This window comes from Brevundimonas sp. FV1ye28 (genome assembly GCF_058681135.1).
Window position 1 is genome coordinate 691,667 of sequence record NZ_CM178731.1, and the last position, 17,769, is coordinate 709,435.

Genomic DNA, 17,769 nt, shown 5'->3' on the forward strand with positions numbered 1-17,769 from the left:
CATCCCGTGACGCTCTCGCGCGTATGTGCGCAGAACCGCTGTTCGAGGACCGTCCCATGTTGAAATCGTCGCTGCTGATCGCCGCCTCCGCCCTGGCCTTGGGCGCCTGCGCGCCGACGATGTCGGGTGAGACGCCAGCCGACCCGGCCGAGCGGGCATCCGCGACGGTCAACGACTACGCCCTGGCGATCGCCGACCCGCTGCGGCCCGCGAGCGAGGTGGCGCGCGATCCCTTGCGCAAGCCGGCCGAGATGCTGGCCTTCGCCCAGATCGACGGCGGCGAGCGGATCGCCGACGTCCGGCCGGAAGAGGGGTATTTCAGCCGACTGTTCGCCCGCGCGGTGGGACCTGAAGGCCGGGTCTACGCCTTCGTGCCGAACCAGACGGCGGCGCGCGAGAATGCGTTCGGCGACACCCTGGCGACCGACTATCCGAACGTGACGCGGGTCACCGGCGCGCTGGAGGACCTGACCTTCCCCGAGCCGCTGGACGTGGTCTTCATGGGCCAGGAATACCACGACTTCGTCATCGACCGGTTCGGCGTAGACGTGGCGCGGATGAACGCGGCGGTGTTCGCGGCGCTGAAGCCCGGCGGCCTCTATGTCATCCTGGATCACCAGGCGGCGGCGGGGGCGGGGACGTCCGTGGTCGGCACCCTGCACCGGATCGAGGGCTCGGCCCTGCGCGCCCAGGTCGAGGCTGCGGGCTTCGTCTTCGACGGCGAGACCGAGGTGGTGCGCAACCCGGACGACGACCACAGCCTGTCGGTCTTCGACGAGGCGATCCGCGGTCGGTCCGACCAGTTCGTCTATCGCTTCCGCAAACCCGCGTGAGGGCTCTGGCGGGGACGTAGGCGAGCGGCTAACCGGAAGCCAACAAGAACGCTTCCAGGGACCGCCGACATGACTAACGCCACGAAAATCGCCTTCATCGGCCTGGGCAACATGGGCGGCGGGATGGCCGCGAACCAGGCCAAGGCCGGCCATGCGGTCGCGGCCTTCGACCTGTCGGCGGCGGCGCTGGAGCGCGCGGCGGGCGCGGGATGCTCGGCTGCCGCGTCGGTCAGCGAGGCCGTGCGCGACGCCGAAGTGGTCATCACCATGCTGCCGGCCGGGCCGCATGTGCTGAAGGTCTATTCGGAACAGATCATCGGGGTGGCGCCGTCATCGGCCCTGCTGCTGGATTGCTCGACCATCGACGTGGACACGGCGCGCAAGGTCGCGGGACTGGCCAAGGAGGCGGGTTACGCCTTCGCCGACGCGCCGGTCTCGGGCGGGACGATGGCGGCGGACGCCGGGACCCTGGCCTTCATGGTCGGCTGCGACGAGGGTGACTTCGCGCGCATCGAGGCGGCGCTGGAGCCGATGAGCCGGGCCACTTTCCGCGCCGGCGACCACGGGGCGGGGCAGGCGGCCAAGATCTGCAACAACATGATCCTGGGCATCACCATGCTGGGGACCTGCGAGGCGATCGCCCTGGCCGAGAAGCTGGGGCTGGATCCGGTGAAGATGTTCGACATCGTGGCCAAGTCCTCGGGCCAGAGCTGGTCGACGACGACTTACTACCCGTGGCCCGGCCCCGTGCCGACCGCGCCGTCGAACCGCAATTATGACGGCGGCTTCGCCACGGCCATGATGCTGAAGGACCTGAAGCTGGCCCAGGACGCGGCGGCCAAGGCTGGGGCTTCGACGCCGCTGGGAGCGCAGACGGAGGCGTTGTTCCAGATGTTCGACGGGCTGGGTTACGGCGGTCGGGACTTCTCGGGGATCCTGCAGATGCTGCGTGGGAAGCTGGACGAGTTGCCGAAGGCGTGAGATCAGGCTGCGGCTATTTGTTCTTCGATGCTTTGCCGACAGTCCAAAGCAGCACCGCTTTGTAGAACTGAAAAATCAGCCAGCAGATGACGCCGGAGAATGCGATCACCGGGAGCCAGTGAAGTCCTGGAGCACGAGAATCGGAGGTTACGGCTAGGACAACCCAGCCGACCCAGAAAATTCGAATGACCCAAGCCAGGATTTTCAACGTCAGAACCGTTTTTGGACCGGGGACGACGGGCTTAGACGAAGCGGTCGGCTCTGCGATCGGTGCCGCTGATTTCGGCGTCCGAGTTTCAAGAGCGGTCTGAAGATCGCTGAGACGTTCTTCGGTCGATCTCTGCGGTTCGGTCATTACCCACAATATCGAGAACGAATGGGTCAGGCCACAAGGCTACGTAGTCAAGAATGAGAACCGTTATCAATTAAGGGGTTGGGGCAATTTGTCCTTGCGTGCGCGTGGACAGAAGGGGCCAATCGGCGCATTACGCCGCCATCTTTTTCCGGCCCGGCCGGAGCTCCCGAAAGAGCGTTTCGCTTGTTCGACTATACCGCCGCATTCCAGTCCGCCGTCGACCAGGTGAAGGGCGAGGGGCGTTATCGCGTCTTCGCCGACCTGAAGCGGGTGCGCGGATCCTTCCCCAAGGCGGTTCGGCGGCTGGATGACGGGTCCGAGCAGGATGTCGTCATCTGGTGCTCCAACGACTACCTCGGCATGGGCCAGCATCCGGTCGTGCTCGACGCCATGCAGGCCGAACTGGACGCCGTGGGCGCCGGCGCCGGCGGCACGCGCAACATCTCGGGCACGACGCGCTCGGCCGTGGACCTGGAGGCCGAGCTGGCCGCCTGGCACCAGAAGGAAGCCGCGCTTCTGTTCACCTCGGGCTATGTGGCCAACGAGGCGACGCTGACGACGCTGCAGCGCATCCTGCCGGGGCTGATCATCTTCTCCGACAGCCTGAACCACGCCTCGATGATAGCGGGCATCCGGAACGGCGGCTGCGAGCGGCACGTCTTTCTGCACAACGACCTGACCCATCTGGAAGAGCTGCTGGCAGCGGCGCCCGCCGATGCGCCCAAGCTGATCGCGTTCGAGAGCGTCTATTCGATGGACGGCGACATCGCCGACCTGGCCGGGACCATCGCCCTGGCCAAGAAATACGGCGCGATGACCTATCTCGACGAGGTCCATGCCGTGGGCCTGTACGGCGCGACGGGCGCAGGCGTGGCCGAGCGTGATGGCGTGCTTGACGGCATCGACATCGTCGAATGCACCCTGGGCAAGGCCATCGGCGTCATGGGCGGATACATCGCCGCCGACGCGGTGATCGTGGACGCGGTACGGAGCTGGGCCTCGGGCTTCATCTTCACGACCTCGCTTCCGCCCGCGTTGACGGCGGGGGCCCTGGCCTCGGTGCGTCACCTGAAGGCCCACCCGGAGTTGCGCGTCGCTCATCAGGAGCGCGCCCAGACCCTGAAAGAACGCTTCGCCGCCGCCGGCATCCCGGTGATGGCGAGCGAAAGCCACATCGTCCCGGTGTTCGTCGGCAATCCGGTCCATGCCAAGATGATCTCGGACATGCTGCTGGAAGACTTCGGCGTCTATGTTCAGCCGATCAACTATCCGACCGTGCCCAAGGGGACGGAAAGGCTGCGCTTCACCCCCTCGCCGAACCACGACGACGGGATGATGGACGCCCTGGTCACGGCGATGGACAAGCTGTGGACCCACTGCAACGTCGCGCGGATGCCGGCGGCGGCTTGATGATGGACGATCTCGGCGAGGTCATCGTCGAGGCGATCCGCAACGGGACCTATTTGAAGGTCACCGCCGTCCATGTCGCGACCGGGACCGAAGCGACCGCCGTCGGGCCCGCGCATGAACCCAGGACCGTCGAGCGTCTCGCCATAGCCAAGCTCAAGCGGCTTCTCGCCGCGTCCTGACACAAGATGTTGTGGTGAACGGGCGCGGGGACTAGATAGGCGGCCTCCCATTCCGTCAGCCCGGATCTGCCCGTGACCGCTTCCTTCATTCACGACGCCTATTTCTCCAAGGGTCTGGCCGAGGCCGATCCCGAGGTCTTCGCCGGCGTCACCGGAGAGCTGCATCGCCAGCAGGAACAGATCGAGCTGATCGCGTCGGAGAACATCGTCTCGAAGGCGGTGCTGGACGCTCAGGGCACTGTGCTGACCAACAAGTATGCCGAGGGCTATCCGGGGCGTCGCTATTACGGCGGCTGCGAATACGTCGACATCACCGAGAACCTGGCGCGCGAGCGGGCCAAGGAACTGTTCGGCGCGGCCTTCGCCAACGTCCAGCCGCACTCGGGCGCCCAGGCGAACCAGGCGGTCTTCTTCGCCCTGCTGCAGCCCGGCGACACCTTCCTGGGCATGGATCTGGCGGCGGGCGGACACCTGACGCACGGCAGCCCGGCCAACCAGTCGGGCAAGTGGTTCCGGCCGGTGACCTACAAGGTCAAGGAAGACGATCACCTGATCGACTACGACCACGTCGCCGAGATGGCGCAGCAGGAAAAGCCCAAGCTGATCGTGGCGGGCGCCTCGGCCTATAGCCGCCACATCGACTTCGCCCGCTTCCGCGAGATCGCCGACAGCGTGGGGGCCTATCTGATGGTCGATATGGCCCACTATGCAGGGCTGGTCGCGGGCGGCGCCTATCCGAACCCGGTGCCGCACGCCCATGTCGTGACGACGACGACGCACAAGACCCTGCGCGGGCCGCGCGGCGGCATGATCCTGTCCAACGACATCGAGCTGGGCAAGAAGATCAACTCGGCCGTGTTCCCGGGACTGCAAGGCGGACCGCTGGAGCATGTCATCGCGGCCAAGGCCGTGGCCTTCGGCGAGGCGCTGAAGCCCGAGTTCAAGCTCTATGCGAAACAGGTCGTGCTGAACGCCCAGGCGTTGGCGGCCGTGCTGATCGAGCGCGGCCTGGCGGTCGTGTCCGGCGGCACCGACAGCCACATCGTGCTGGTCGATCTGCGGCCCAAGAACGTGACCGGCAAGGCGACCGAGCTGCAGCTTGAGCACGCGCTGATGACCTGCAACAAGAACGGCGTGCCGTTCGACACCGCGCCGTTCACCGTCACCTCGGGCGTTCGCCTGGGCACGCCGGCGGGGACGACGCGCGGCTTCCGCGAGGAAGAGTTCAAGCAGATCGGCCACTGGATCGCCGACGTCGTCACCTCGATGAACGGCGGGGACGAGGCCGATCCGGCCGTGGTCGCCGAGGTCGCCGGACAGGTCCGCAACCTGACCGCCCGCTTCCCGATCTACGGATAAGACCCTGAAATGAAGTGCCCCTTCTGCGGCAACGTGGACAGCCAGGTGAAGGACAGCCGCCCGTCGGACGACGGCGCGGCCATCCGTCGTCGCCGATCCTGTCCCAACTGCAACGGGCGTTTCACGACGTTTGAGCGGGTGCAGCTGCGAGAGCTGGTGATCCTGAAGCGGAACGGGCGGCGCACCCCCTTCGACCGCGACAAGCTGGAACGTTCACTGGCCATCGCCCTGCGCAAACGCCCGATCCAGCCGGAACAGATCGAACAGCTGGTGTCGCGCATCGTGCGCCAGCTGGAGAGCCTGGGCGAGACCGAGATCCCGTCCAGCGTCGTCGGCGACTTCATCATGAAGGGGCTGAAGGGCGTCGATGAGGTCGCCTATGTCCGCTACGCCTCGGTCTACAAGGACTTCCGGGCGACCGGGGACTTCGCCAAATTCCTCGGCGACGAGGGGTTGGACGACGATCAGGGATCGTCGGGCCGCTGATGAGACCGCGCATCACCTGGAAGGTCGCCACGTCGCTGGACGGGCGGATCGGCACATCGACGGGCGAGAGCCAGTGGATCACGGGTCCGCAGGCGCGTGAGCAGGGCCACCGACTGCGTGCCGCCCATGACGCCGTGCTGGTCGGGGTGGAGACGGTGCTGGCGGATGATCCGCGCCTGACGGTGCGACTGCCCGACGGCGAGACGGGCACGGATCCGCTTCGAGTCGTCTTGGATTCGCGGTTGAGGACGCCCGCCTTCGCGCGTCTGGCCAAGGCGGGGACGCTGATCCTGACGACGCGCGAGCCTATCGCGGTCGGTGAGGCGGAAGTGCTGAAGGTGAAGGGCGATGCCCAGGGGCGGCCGACGGTAGATGCCGTGCTTGAAACCCTGACCGCACGGGGCGTCAAATCCCTGATGATCGAGGGCGGCGGCCGGGTGGCGGCCTGTTTCGTCACGGCGGGTGTCGTCGACGCCATCGAGTGGTTCCGGGCTCCGATCCTGTTGGGCGGCGACGGTCGTCCGGGGGTCGCGGCCCTGGCGCTCGCACGATTGGCGCACGCGCCGAAGTACCGGCGCCTTGCGGCGGAGCCCATGGGTGACGACCTGTGGGAACGTTACGAGAAGGCTTGAGACGTTGTTCACCGGAATTATCACCGACATCGGCCGGGTCCGCTCGGTCGCGCAAACGGCGCGTGATCGGCGCTATGAGGTCGAGACGGCCTGGGATGTGTCGGACATAGACCTCGGCGCCTCTATCAGCCACGCGGGCGTCTGCCTGACCGTGGTGGAGAAGGGCGACCACTGGTTCGCCGTCGAGGTGTCGGGTGAGACGCTGGACAAGACGACGCTGGGCCGCTGGGCCACCGGGACCCCGATCAATCTGGAGCGGGCGACCAAGGTCGGCGACGAGTTGGGCGGGCATATCGTGTCGGGCCACGTCGACGGGCTGGGCACGGTCGTCGAGATCACGCCGGAGGGCGGGTCGCACCGGATCGTCGTCGAGGCACCCGAGCCCCTGCACCGCTTCATCGCCGCCAAGGGGTCGATCACGGTGGACGGCGTGTCTTTGACGGTGAACGCCGTGGACGGCCGCCGCTTCGGCCTGAACATCATCCCGCACACCTGGGAGGCGACTACACTAGGGGCGCTGAAGGTCGGCGATCCGGTCAATCTGGAGATCGACATGCTGGCGCGATACCTCGCGCGGTGGCAGGAGACCGCGTGATGACCAACACAATCGCCCTGGCGCACGACATGTTCGACAGCCCGATCAGCCCGATCGAGGATATCCTCGAAGACGCCCGCAATGGCCGTCCCTACATCCTCGTCGACGCCGAGGACCGCGAGAACGAGGGCGACATCATTATCCCGGCGCAATTCGCGACGCCCGACCAGATCAACTTCATGATCCGGCAGGCGAGGGGACTGGTCTGCCTGGCCCTGACCGCCGAGCGCGCGCAGCAGCTGCGCCTGCCCCCGATGGCGGCCGACAATCGCGAGAGCATGAAGACCGCCTTCACCGTCTCGATCGAGGCCAAGGAGGGCGTGACCACCGGCATCTCGGCCGCAGATCGCTCGCACACCATCCAGGTCGCGACGGATGCGTCCAAGAGCATGGACGACATCGTCTCGCCCGGCCACATCTTCCCGCTGGTCGCTCGTGACGGCGGTGTGCTGGTCCGCGCCGGTCACACAGAGGCGGCCGTGGATATCAGCCGCATGGCGGGGCTCAACCCGTCGGGCGTCATCTGCGAGATCATCAAGGACGACGGCGAGATGGCCCGCCTGCCGGACCTGATCGCCTTCGCCCAGCTTCACGGATTGAAGATCGGCACCATCGCCGACCTGATCGAATACCGCCGCCGCACCGAACGGTTCGTCGAGCGGGTCATGGATCAGCCGTTCGAGAGCGTGCACGGCGGTCCGTTCCGCCTGATGCTGTATCGGAACACCATCGAGGGCGCGGAGCATGTCGCCCTGGTCCACGGCAAGATCGATCCCGACAAGCCGACCCTGGTGCGGATGCACCAGGTGGACTTCGCCGCCGACCTGCTGGGTCATGTCGAGGAGCGGCAGAGCTATATCCCCGACGCATTGAAGGCGATCACCGAGCACGGCGGTGCCGGCGTCGTCGTCTTCCTGCGTGATCCGATGTTGCAGGGGCTGGCCGAGCGTCTGGCCGGGGCGGACAAGCCGGGGGCGCTGGATCGCTCCCTGAGAAACTACGGCGTCGGGGCTCAGATACTGCTCGACCTCGGCGTTCGGGACATGATCGTGATGTCGAAGAACCGCCCCGAACCCGCCGCCATCGAAGGCTACGGCCTGCGCATCACCGGCTGGTGCGACATGCACGGAGAAGAACAATCCTGAAGGATCCCCCCCGCGTCCTCATCGTCGAGGCGCGCTTCTATGACGAACTGGCCGACGCGCTTCTCGAAGGCGCGAAGGATGCGCTGCGTTCGCAGGGCTTCGAGTTCGACGTCGTCACCGTGCCGGGCGCGCTGGAGATCCCGCCCGCCATCGCCCTGGCCGAAGAGGCCGGGAAGTTTCCGACCGCGCCGCGCTATGACGGCTATGTCGCCCTGGGCTGCGTGATCCGGGGCGAGACCTATCATTTCGAGATCGTGTCGGATCAATCGGCCTCGGGCATCATGCTGCTGGGCATCCGCGGCACGATCATCGGCAACGGCATCCTGACCGTCGAAGACGAGGACCAGGCCTGGGCCAGGGCGCGTCTGTCCGAGGGCGACAAGGGCGGCGGGGCGGCCCGTGCTTGCATGGATCTGATTGCACTGAAGAAGCGGTTGCGCGTAGGGCTCGGCGGATGACCGAACCCAACTCCATCCAGGCCGTCCTGGCGCAACTCGCCGAGAACGAGCGCGCCCAGGCCGAACCCCAGCTGACCAGCCGCCAGCGTCGCGCACGCACCGTCGCCCGTCTGGCCGCCGTCCAGGCCCTGTACCAGATGGAGCTGGCCGGGGAGGGCGTCGAGACCGTCATCACCGAGTTCTCGAACCACCGGTTCGATTCGGACATCGAGGGTGAACCGCTGGCCGAGGCTGACGAGGCCTATTTCGCCGATGTCGTGCGTGGCGTGATTACCGATCAGTCGGACATCGACACGGCCGTGAAGGCGCGCCTGGCGTCGAATTGGCGGATGGAGCGTCTGGACGCGACCCTGCGGGCTTTGCTGCGCTGTGGCGCGTGGGAGCTGATGCACAAGCTCGACGTGCCCAAGGAGATCGTCATCGACGAATACGTCGAGCTGGCGAAGGCCTTCTTCGACGAGGCCGAGGCCAAGTTCGTCAACGCCGCCCTGGACGGCGTGGCCCGCGACGTGCGCCCGAAGGCGTAACCGATGGCCGGTGTCGACGCCGCCGGCGAGTTCGAGACGATCCGCAAGCTGTTCGCCCCGCTGGCTCATCCCGAGCATGCCTGGGGCCTGACCGACGACGTGGCCGTCATGCCGACGCGGCCGGGCCATGACCTCGTCCTGACCAAGGACGCGATCGTCGAGGGCGTGCATTTCCTGCCCGAAGACCCGCTCGACACGGTGGCTCAGAAGCTGTTGCGGGTGAACCTGTCCGATCTCGCGGCCAAGGGCTGCGAGCCGTTTGGATACCTGCTGGCCTGTCACTGGTCGCCGCGGTGCGGATGGCCGGAGCGGGAGGCGTTCGCGGCGGGATTGGCGGAGGATCAGAGGGCGTTCGGCATTCATCTGCTGGGTGGCGACACCGTTCTGACGCCGGGGCCGGCGTCCTTCTCCGCGACCATGCTTGGCTGGGCACCGAAGGGCGGATCGGTCACGCGCGGCGGAGCCAAGCCCGGGCACGGCATCTATGTCACCGGCACGATCGGCGACGGTTACCTGGGCCTGCAGGCCGCCAAGGGCCATCTGAAGCTGGAACAGGAACGTATCGACACCCTGGCCGAACACTATCGCAGGCCGACGCCACGTCTTGCCTACGGCCAGACGGTGCAGGGCTATGCCACGGCCATCATGGACGTATCGGACGGGTTGATCGCAGACCTGTCGCATATCGCCAACGCCAGCGGGGTCGCGGCCTCGGTGCAGATGGAGCTCTTGCCCCGGTCGGCGGCAGCCACAGCCTGGTTCGATACCCGTACCGATCCGGAGGCGGCTCTGGAGCAGTTGGCCACCGGTGGCGACGACTACGAGCTGTTGCTGACGGCCCATCCCGCCTACGAAGCGGCGCTGAAGCGCGAAGCGGAGCGTCTGCTGCTGCGGCTGACCCGCGTTGGGACGGTTGCGGCGGGCAGGGGCGTGACGGCGACCTACCTCGGCAAGCCGGTCGATATTCGCAAGCCCGGCTGGACCCACGACTAATGTTGTCATCCCGGCCCCAGCGAAGCGGAGAGCCGGGATGACAAAGCAACGGAATCCTAATCGATCCGCGCGAAAAGGGCGTTATGCGCCGTAGAGACCTCTTCGCCCTCGGAACTCTGGCCTTGGCCGGGACCGCCGCCACCGCCGCCACAGCCGCCTCGGCGTCCGAGGCACCGTCTGGCGGGGGTGGAGCCTTGACCACGAATATCGCGGGCGTCGGCCTGCCGATCATCTCGGGGGGGCGGATCCGCAACTACGTCTTCGTGACCATCAGCCTGACGCTGGGCGGCGGTTTCACTGCCGAGCAGATGCGCGCCAAGGAACCCTATTTCCGCGACGCCCTGGTTCGCGCCGCGCATCGGACCCCGTTCGTGCTGGCCGACGACTGGACCCAGGTCGACGCCCCGGCGCTGTGCGCGGCCATGATGCGGATCGCGCCATCGATCTCCGGGGCCGGTTCGATCGCCAGCGTCCAGGTCGCCCTTCAGGCCCCGCGCCGCCGGACGGGCGTGCGACCCTCCTAGCGGCGCTACCGCTCGGCTCGCGGAGCCTCGCTGCTTGAGCGCGGGCGTTCTTTGCGCGCTATCGCTCGGCTCGCGGAGCCTCACTGCTTGAGCGCGAGCCCTCTTCGACCCTCAAAAAACGCCGGTTGCGTCGTCTCGACGCAGTTGTAAGCTTCCCGGGCAATCCCGAGGGGCGCGCACTTGCGTCCACACTGCGCACGGGGGGACCGGAAGGCGGACAGAGGCCAAAAGGCCCGCCGCGCCAAGGGGCCGCGCGCCTAATGCATTAGGTATGGAAACGCCAATGACAAACTATCTGTGGCTAGTGATAGCCGCCGGTGCGCTGGGGGTCCTTTACGGGCTCGTCCAGACCGCGAGCCTGATGAAGGCCGACACCGGCAACGACAAGATGCGAGAAATCGCCGCCGCCATTCAGGAAGGCGCCTCCGCCTATCTGAAGCGGCAATACACCACCATCGCCATGGTCGGCGTGGTCATCCTGATCGCCGCCTACGTGTTGATCGGCCAATACGCCGCCATCGGCTTCGTGATAGGCGCGGTCCTGTCGGGTCTGGCAGGGTTCGCCGGCATGCTGATCTCGGTCCGCGCCAATGTGCGTACCGCGCAGGCGGCATCGGTCAGCCTGTCCAAGGGCCTGGATCTGGCCTTCCGCTCGGGCGCCATCACCGGCATGTTCGTGGCGGGCGGCGCCCTGATCGGGGTGGCCGGCTACTATGCCGTGCTGACCGAGGTCATCGGCCTGGAATCGACGGGCCGCGAGGTCATCGACGGTCTGGTGGCCCTGGGCTTCGGCGCCTCGCTGATTTCCATCTTCGCGCGTCTGGGCGGCGGCATCTTCACCAAGGGCGCCGACGTGGGCGGCGACATGGTGGGCAAGGTCGAGGCCGGCATTCCCGAGGATGATCCCAGGAACGCCGCGACCATCGCCGACAACGTGGGCGACAACGTCGGCGACTGCGCCGGCATGGCCGCCGACCTGTTCGAGACCTATGCGGTGACCACCGTCGCCACCATGGTGCTGGCGGCCATCTTCTTCCGCGACCAGCCCTATGTGGACGTGATGATGCTGCTGCCGCTGGCCATATGCGGCATCTGCATCGTGACCTCGATCATCGGCTCGTTCTTCGTCCGTCTCGGCAAGTCCAACAACATCATGGGCGCCCTGTATCAGGGGCTGATCGTCACTGGCGTTCTATCGGTCGGCGCGGTCTGGTGGGTCATCACCTCGCTCGTCACCGGTCCGGTCGTGACGACCAGTGGACTGCAGATCGAGCCGATGAGCCTGTTCTGGTCGGGTCTGGTCGGTCTGGCCGTCACCGCCGCCATCGTGGTGATCACCGAATACTATACTGGATCGAACTTCCGTCCGGTGCGGTCGGTGGCCAATGCCTCGGTCTCGGGCCACGGCACCAATGTGATCCAGGGCCTGGCCGTCTCACTAGAGTCCACGGCCCTGCCGGCCCTGGTGATCATCGTCGGCATCGTGGCCAGCTTCCAGCTGGCCGGCCTGTTCGGCATCGCCATCGCCACCACGACCATGCTGGGCGTGGCCGGGATGATCGTGGCGCTGGACGCCTTCGGTCCCGTGACCGACAACGCCGGCGGCATCGCCGAGATGGCGGGCCTGCCTTCGGACGTGCGTCATGCGACGGACGCCCTGGACGCCGTCGGCAACACCACCAAGGCCGTGACCAAGGGCTATGCGATCGGTTCGGCGGGCCTCGGCGCGCTGGTGCTGTTCGCCGCCTATACGTCCGACCTGCAATACTTCGCCGCCAACCCGACGGACTATCCCTTCTTCGCCAACATGGGCGTCGTCGCCTTCGACCTGACCAATCCCTACGTCGTGGTCGGCCTGCTGTTCGGGGGGCTGCTGCCCTTCCTGTTCGGGGGGATGTCGATGATGGCCGTGGGGCGTGCGGCCGAGGCCGTCGTGGCCGAGGTTCGTCGCCAGTTCCGCGAGAACCCCGGCATCATGACCTATGAGGTCAAGCCGGAGTACGGCCGGGCCGTCGACATCCTGACCCGGGCGGCGATCCGCGAGATGATCGTGCCGTCTCTGTTGCCGGTGCTGTCGCCGATCGTGCTGTTCACGGCGATCCTGTTCATCTCGGACAAGGCCAACGCCTTCGCCTCGCTGGGCGCCATGCTGATGGGGGTGATCGTTACGGGCCTGTTCGTGGCCATCTCGATGACCTCGGGCGGCGGCGCCTGGGACAACGCCAAGAAAGTGATCGAAGAGGGCTTCACCGATAAGAACGGCGTCGTCCACGGCAAGGGCTCCGAGGCGCACAAGGCCGCGGTGACCGGCGACACGGTCGGCGATCCTTACAAGGACACGTCCGGCCCGGCGGTGAACCCGATGATCAAGATCACGAACATCGTGGCGCTGTTGTTGCTGGCGGTGCTGGCGAGCGGGAACATCGGGTAGAGTTCACGCAGACTGAAGCGACAGACGCCCCGGAGAGCGATCTCCGGGGCGTTTTGCTATGTTTTCCCTCCCACTCGGGGGAGGGTGGTCGGAGCGAAGCGGAGATCGGGTGGGGGCGGCAAAGCGAAACGCCACCGACCTGTGTCTGGATCACCGGCCGTTCCCACCCCGTCGCTGCGCGACGACCCTCCCCCGAGGGGGGGAGAGGTCGGTGGCTTTAGTCCGGACGCCGTTGCCCCGGCACGTCCTCGTCCGTGCGGGGCAGCTGGCCGCGGCCGACGTTGCCGAGAAGCTGTTCCAGGATCGTCAGCTGGCGACCGCGGGTCGGGGTCTCGCGTCGCTCCATGGCGAGCTGCTGACCGTCTTCGAGATCGAGGTTGCGGACCTCGGTGACCTTGTCGTCGCCTTCGTTGAAGGTGATGGCGGTGACGCTGCGCTGGGACACCTGGGGGCGGTTATAGGTGTACCGCTCCGTCGTCTGGGAGATGTAATACCAGATGTTGTCTTCGAAGGTCGAAACCGCCGAGGGCGAGCCGAGCTGGGCCAGGACCGTGGACTTGGTGTCCGTGCCGACCGCGATATCCTTCGGATTGACGTCGATGACCTGGAAGCCGTGGTTGCCCACGACAGGCGCACAGGCGACGGCCAGCGGCGCGAGGGCGGCCAGAACGGCGAGACGAACGACGACTTTATTCATGGAGACGAGCGCCTGGGACGAAACAAGGTCTTTGACCTAACCGGACCTGACGCCTAGTTCAACGGCGCGGCGGAAAAGGGGCCGTATACTGATGCTGAAGAACCTGTTCCGAACCCGATCCGCCGAACGCATGGGGCTGCCGCTGTACACGGCGGCCGTCGAACAGGCGCGCGATCCGGCCTTCTACACCGCGCTCGGCGTCACCGACGAGATCGACGCGCGGTTCGAGCTCTATACCCTGCATGTCCTGCTGCTGATCCTGCGTCTGCGCGACGAGACGGGCATGGACGCCGAGAAGGGCGCGGAGGCCGCGCAGAACCTGTTCGACGTCTATGTCTCGGCGCTCGACAACACCCTGCGGGAGCTGGGCGTCAACGACGTGACCATGGCCAAGAAGATGCGGCGGCTGGGAGAAAGCCTGTATGGGCGGATGACGACCTATGAGGTCCCGCTGCGTTCGGGAAACACGGATGAACTGGCCGATGGACTGGCTCGCAACGTCTATGGCGTGGAGGACGCTGCCCGGGGGCAGGGGCTGGCGGCCTATGGCCTGGCGGCGCGCTCTAAACTGGCAACACAGCCGATCGACGCGGTCCTGACCGCCCCGGTCTGGCCGGAGGTGAAGGCATGAACCCGCAGCAACGCCCCCCCTTCAGCGAAATCATCCGGATCAACGAGATCGGTCCTGGCCTGGAACGCCGTCTGGTTCCCGACGCCGAGGCGACGAAACGGATCGTCAAGGCGCTCGATCTGGGCTCGCTGACGTCGTTCGAGGCGGATCTGAAGGTCGAACCGGCCCGCGTGGGCTGGACCCTGTCGGGGCGGATCAAGGCCTCGCTGGAACAGGTGTGCGGCATCACTCTCGAACCCCTGCCGGTCGAGGTGGACCAGCGGTTCTCCGTCGATCTGGTCGAATCCGCGGAGCCCGAGATCGAGGAGATCGAGATCAGCCTGGACGATGATTCGCCCGACGTGATCGAAGAGGGGAAGATCGATCTCGGCCAATACGCCGTGGAGCAGCTGGCGCTTACGCTGGACCCGTTCCCCCGCAAGCCGGGCGCGGAATTCGTTCAGCCCGAAGAGCCCGCCGAAATCTCGCCCTTCGCCGTGCTGAAGGCCTTCAAGGCCAAGGATGAAGACGGAAAAACTTGACCTAGCGTCGGCGCGGTTTGCATCCGACCGGCGCGGCGGTATCCTTGAGGCCAGCAGAACGCGCCGCAACGTCGGCGCACCGGAGTTTCCGACCCCTTGCCAACCCCCACGCTTATTTCGCTCGACGCCATGGGCGGCGACCATGGCCCGCCCGTCGTCGTCGGCGGCATCCGTGACTACATCAGCCGGCATGGAGGCGAAGACGTGCGCTTCCTGCTGCACGGAGACGAGGCCGCAATCGTCGTCGAGCTGGCCAGGCACAACCTGACCTCCGACATCTGCGACATCCGCCATACCGACAAGAAGATCGCCTCCGACGAAAAGCCCGCCCAGGCGATGCGGCGCGGCAAGGGCTCCAGCCTGTGGAACGCCATCGAGGCGGTGAAGGCGGGCGAAGCGGGTGCGGTCGTCTCGGCCGGCAACACCGGGGCCCTGATGGCCATCTCCAAGCTGATCCTTCGCATGTCGGCGCCCGGGCTGGAGCGTCCGGCGATCGTGGCCAGTTGGCCCACCCTGCGCGGCGTCACGGCCGTGCTGGACGTCGGCGCCAATATCGAAAGCGATGCGGAGCAACTGGTCGAGTTCGCCATCATGGGCGAGGCCTTCCACACCGCCGTCCATGGGGTCGCGCGGCCCACCATCGGGATACTGAACGTCGGTTCCGAAGACATGAAGGGCCACGAAGAGGTCCGCGAGGCGGCCCGTGTTCTGCGCGAGGGCGGTCTGGGCCTGAACTATCACGGTTTCGTCGAAGGCGACGATATCGCCAAGGGCACGGTCGATGTGGTGGTCACCGACGGCTTTACCGGAAACATCGCCCTGAAGACCGCCGAGGGTGTGGCGCGGTTCATCTCGACCGTGCTGAAGGAGGCCCTGACCTCCAGCCTGCAGGCCAAGCTGGGCGCGGCGATCGCAATGCCGGCGCTGAAGGCCATGGCCCAGAAAATCGACCCCAGCGCCATCAACGGCGGCCCCCTGCTGGGCCTGAACGGCATCGTGGTGAAGAGCCACGGCGGCGCGGACGCCAAGGGTTTCGGCAATGCGATCCGCATCGCTGTCGATCTGGCCCGCAGTGACTATATGCAGACCGTCGGCGCCAATCTCGGTCGCCTGACGGACGTCATGCACGCGGCCCCGGCCGCTCCATCCCAGTCTCAAGAGAACGTTTCGTGAGCGTCATCCGCAGCGCCGTCACCGGCGTCGGTTCCTTCCTGCCGGAACAGGTGGTCACCAACGCCGACCTGGCCGAGTTCGTCGACACCTCCGACGAATGGATCATCGAACGCACGGGCATCCGCCAGCGTCACAAGGCGCGCGACGACGAGCCGACCAGCGACCTGGCCGCCGAGGCCGCCAGACGCGCGCTCGCCGATGCGGGCAAGACGGCCGCCGACGTGGACATGATCATCGTCGCCACGACGACGCCGGACATGACCTTCCCCGCCACAGCCTCGATCGTGCAGCGCAAGATCGGCGCGCCGGTCTGCATCGCCTTCGACGTCCAGGCCGTGTGTTCGGGCTTCGTCTATGCGTTGAGCGTCGCCGACGGCTTCGTGGCCCGCGGCCTGGCCAAATGCGCCCTGGTCATCGGCGCGGAGGAAATGACCCGGCTGATGGACTGGAACGATCGGACCACCTGCGTCCTGTTCGGCGACGGCGCCGGGGCCATCGTGGTCGAACCACGCGAAGGGCAGGGGACCACCGCCGATCAGGGCCTGCTCGGCTTCGCCCTGCGCTCCGACGGAACCAAGACAGACCTGCTCTATGTCGACGGCGGTCCCTCTACGACGGGTTCGGTCGGGCATCTGCGCATGGCCGGCAACCAGGTCTTCCGCCACGCCGTGGTCAATATCGCCGAAGCCATCACCGCCTGCTGCGAGGCTTCCGGCATCACCGTGCCCGAGGTCGACTGGTTCGTGCCGCACCAGGCCAACCAGCGAATCATCAAGGGTGTCGGCGACCGTCTGGGCCTCGACGAGCACAAGGTGATCTCCACCGTGGCCATGCACGCCAACACATCCGCGGCCTCGATTCCGCTGGCGCTCGACGCCGCCATCCAGGACGGGCGGATCAAGAAGGGCGACCTGGTCCTGCTCGAGGCGATGGGCGGCGGATTGACCTGGGGAGCCTGCGCTTTCAGGCTCTGACGGCCGAGGTAACCACGCTCGCCTTTGACTTCGCCCGCTTTTCGCCGTTTATGGACATGTCGGGATCAGAGGGGACGAACCTTGGGCGAACTACAAACCTTGACCCGCGCGGATCTGTGCGAGGCCGTCCACGAAGAGGTCGGCCTGTCGCGGCAGGAATGCTCCAGCATGGTCGAGCGGACGCTCGACCTGATCGTCGAAAGTCTTGAAAAGGGCGAGACGGTCAAACTGTCGGGCTTCGGCGTCTTCCAGGTCCGCGAAAAGCGCGCCCGGATGGGCCGCAACCCGAAGACGGGCGAACCGGCTGCGATCAATCCGCGCCGCGTCATCAGCTTCCGCGCCTCCCAGATCATGAAGTCACGCGTGCACGGCGCGGGCGCTGACGCCTGATGGCCAAGGGGCCCGACGCCTTCCGGACCATTTCGGAGGCCGCCGAGGCCGTGGGCGCGCCGCAGCATGTGCTGCGGTTCTGGGAAACCAAATTTCCGTTCGTGACGCCGGTGAAGCGGGCGGGCGGTCGCCGATTCTATCGGCCGCAGGATATCGTGGTCCTGAAAGCGATCCGTCGTCTGCTGCACGACGAGGGTCTGACCATCAAGGGCGTGCAGCGCCTGCACAAGGATCAGGGCCTGGCCCGTCTGGCCGCCTATGGCGATGCCGGCGCGGCGTTCACCATGGATGCCGAAGTGGGCGCCGGGCCTGCGGCTCCGACCGAATCGACGACGGCACCGGCGACAGGTTCCTCCGACGGCGATCTGCGGACGATTCTGGCCGATCTCGAAAGCGCGCGCGCGCGCCTGGACGCCGTACTGGCGGGCTGACGCCAGCCCATAGCGGATATGCAAAGGGGCCGTCCGAAGACGAC

22 protein-coding genes are annotated in these 17,769 nt (G+C 66.6%); 20 read left to right on the top strand and 2 right to left on the bottom strand.

What is annotated here, in order from left to right:
- Positions 1-56: 56 nt before the first annotated feature.
- Both ACW171_RS03515 and mmsB read left to right on the top strand, forming a co-directional pair.
- Complete coding sequence (locus ACW171_RS03515; RefSeq protein ID WP_492095716.1) at positions 57-833, top strand: class I SAM-dependent methyltransferase; 777 nt, start codon at positions 57-59, stop codon at positions 831-833.
- A 69-nt stretch (positions 834-902) separates the two neighbouring features.
- Positions 903-1,814 (top strand): 3-hydroxyisobutyrate dehydrogenase, encoded by a 912-nt coding sequence (gene mmsB, locus ACW171_RS03520; protein WP_492095717.1) that lies wholly within the window; start codon positions 903-905, stop codon positions 1,812-1,814.
- A 13-nt stretch (positions 1,815-1,827) separates the two neighbouring features.
- Here mmsB and ACW171_RS03525 read toward each other — a convergent pair whose 3' ends face one another.
- On the bottom strand, positions 1,828-2,169 hold the full coding sequence (locus ACW171_RS03525) for a hypothetical protein (RefSeq protein ID WP_492095718.1): 342 nt from the start codon (positions 2,167-2,169) through the stop codon (positions 1,828-1,830).
- A gap of 183 nt (positions 2,170-2,352) precedes the next feature.
- Between ACW171_RS03525 and hemA the strand changes: the two genes are divergently transcribed.
- The 12 genes from hemA to ACW171_RS03585 all read left to right on the top strand — a co-directional run bounded on the left by hemA (position 2,353) and on the right by ACW171_RS03585 (position 12,908).
- The gene (gene hemA / locus ACW171_RS03530) at positions 2,353-3,579 is read left to right on the top strand and encodes a 5-aminolevulinate synthase (RefSeq protein WP_492095719.1); all 1,227 of its coding nucleotides are present in this window, start codon (positions 2,353-2,355) and stop codon (positions 3,577-3,579) included.
- Between the two features lie 2 nt (positions 3,580-3,581).
- Entirely contained in the window at positions 3,582-3,758 is a 177-nt protein-coding gene (locus ACW171_RS03535) for a DUF6898 family protein (protein WP_492095720.1), read from the top strand.
- A 66-nt stretch (positions 3,759-3,824) separates the two neighbouring features.
- Positions 3,825-5,117 carry a serine hydroxymethyltransferase gene (gene glyA / locus ACW171_RS03540; RefSeq protein WP_492096580.1) on the top strand — a complete coding sequence of 431 codons (1,293 nt, stop codon included), beginning with the start codon at positions 3,825-3,827 and terminating at the stop codon, positions 5,115-5,117.
- Between the two features lie 9 nt (positions 5,118-5,126).
- Positions 5,127-5,603, top strand: coding sequence for a transcriptional regulator NrdR (nrdR, locus tag ACW171_RS03545; RefSeq protein ID WP_492095721.1), 477 nt, complete (start codon positions 5,127-5,129; stop codon positions 5,601-5,603).
- On the top strand, positions 5,603-6,235 hold the full coding sequence (locus tag ACW171_RS03550; protein WP_492095722.1) for a RibD family protein: 633 nt from the start codon (positions 5,603-5,605) through the stop codon (positions 6,233-6,235). Before nrdR ends, ACW171_RS03550 begins: the two co-directional genes overlap by 1 nt.
- A gap of 4 nt (positions 6,236-6,239) precedes the next feature.
- Positions 6,240-6,830, top strand: coding sequence for a riboflavin synthase (locus ACW171_RS03555; protein WP_492095723.1), 591 nt, complete (start codon positions 6,240-6,242; stop codon positions 6,828-6,830).
- Entirely contained in the window at positions 6,830-7,975 is a 1,146-nt protein-coding gene (gene ribB, locus ACW171_RS03560) for a 3,4-dihydroxy-2-butanone-4-phosphate synthase (protein WP_492095724.1), read from the top strand. The genes ACW171_RS03555 and ribB overlap by 1 nt, the downstream gene beginning before the upstream one ends.
- On the top strand, positions 7,945-8,433 hold the full coding sequence (ribH, locus tag ACW171_RS03565; RefSeq protein WP_492095725.1) for a 6,7-dimethyl-8-ribityllumazine synthase: 489 nt from the start codon (positions 7,945-7,947) through the stop codon (positions 8,431-8,433). The genes ribB and ribH overlap by 31 nt, the downstream gene beginning before the upstream one ends.
- On the top strand, positions 8,430-8,960 hold the full coding sequence (nusB, locus tag ACW171_RS03570; RefSeq protein ID WP_492095726.1) for a transcription antitermination factor NusB: 531 nt from the start codon (positions 8,430-8,432) through the stop codon (positions 8,958-8,960). Before ribH ends, nusB begins: the two co-directional genes overlap by 4 nt.
- 3 nt (positions 8,961-8,963) lie before the next feature.
- Entirely contained in the window at positions 8,964-9,953 is a 990-nt protein-coding gene (gene thiL / locus ACW171_RS03575; RefSeq protein ID WP_492095727.1) for a thiamine-phosphate kinase, read from the top strand.
- A gap of 122 nt (positions 9,954-10,075) precedes the next feature.
- Positions 10,076-10,477 carry a hypothetical protein gene (locus ACW171_RS03580; protein WP_492095728.1) on the top strand — a complete coding sequence of 134 codons (402 nt, stop codon included), beginning with the start codon at positions 10,076-10,078 and terminating at the stop codon, positions 10,475-10,477.
- Between the two features lie 283 nt (positions 10,478-10,760).
- The gene (locus ACW171_RS03585; protein WP_492095729.1) at positions 10,761-12,908 is read left to right on the top strand and encodes a sodium-translocating pyrophosphatase; all 2,148 of its coding nucleotides are present in this window, start codon (positions 10,761-10,763) and stop codon (positions 12,906-12,908) included.
- A 217-nt stretch (positions 12,909-13,125) separates the two neighbouring features.
- Here the strand turns inward: ACW171_RS03585 and ACW171_RS03590 are convergent, their stop codons facing one another.
- Positions 13,126-13,605: an outer membrane protein assembly factor BamE gene (locus tag ACW171_RS03590; RefSeq protein WP_492095730.1), complete on the bottom strand. Its 480-nt coding sequence runs from the start codon at positions 13,603-13,605 to the stop codon at positions 13,126-13,128.
- A 91-nt stretch (positions 13,606-13,696) separates the two neighbouring features.
- Here ACW171_RS03590 and ACW171_RS03595 point away from each other — a divergent pair, with 91 nt between their 5' ends.
- The 6 genes from ACW171_RS03595 to ACW171_RS03620 all read left to right on the top strand — a co-directional run bounded on the left by ACW171_RS03595 (position 13,697) and on the right by ACW171_RS03620 (position 17,725).
- Positions 13,697-14,236 (top strand): ubiquinol-cytochrome C chaperone family protein, encoded by a 540-nt coding sequence (locus ACW171_RS03595; RefSeq protein ID WP_492095731.1) that lies wholly within the window; start codon positions 13,697-13,699, stop codon positions 14,234-14,236.
- On the top strand, positions 14,233-14,757 hold the full coding sequence (locus ACW171_RS03600; protein ID WP_492095732.1) for a YceD family protein: 525 nt from the start codon (positions 14,233-14,235) through the stop codon (positions 14,755-14,757). The genes ACW171_RS03595 and ACW171_RS03600 overlap by 4 nt, the downstream gene beginning before the upstream one ends.
- Before the next feature lie 96 nt (positions 14,758-14,853).
- Positions 14,854-15,930: a phosphate acyltransferase PlsX gene (gene plsX, locus ACW171_RS03605; RefSeq protein WP_492095733.1), complete on the top strand. Its 1,077-nt coding sequence runs from the start codon at positions 14,854-14,856 to the stop codon at positions 15,928-15,930.
- The gene (locus tag ACW171_RS03610) at positions 15,927-16,904 is read left to right on the top strand and encodes a beta-ketoacyl-ACP synthase III (protein WP_492095734.1); all 978 of its coding nucleotides are present in this window, start codon (positions 15,927-15,929) and stop codon (positions 16,902-16,904) included. The genes plsX and ACW171_RS03610 overlap by 4 nt, the downstream gene beginning before the upstream one ends.
- Before the next feature lie 81 nt (positions 16,905-16,985).
- On the top strand, positions 16,986-17,294 hold the full coding sequence (locus ACW171_RS03615; RefSeq protein ID WP_492095735.1) for an integration host factor subunit alpha: 309 nt from the start codon (positions 16,986-16,988) through the stop codon (positions 17,292-17,294).
- Positions 17,294-17,725, top strand: a complete 432-nt coding sequence (locus tag ACW171_RS03620) for a MerR family transcriptional regulator (RefSeq protein WP_492095736.1) — start codon at positions 17,294-17,296, stop codon at positions 17,723-17,725. The genes ACW171_RS03615 and ACW171_RS03620 overlap by 1 nt, the downstream gene beginning before the upstream one ends.
- Positions 17,726-17,769 lie beyond the last annotated feature (44 nt).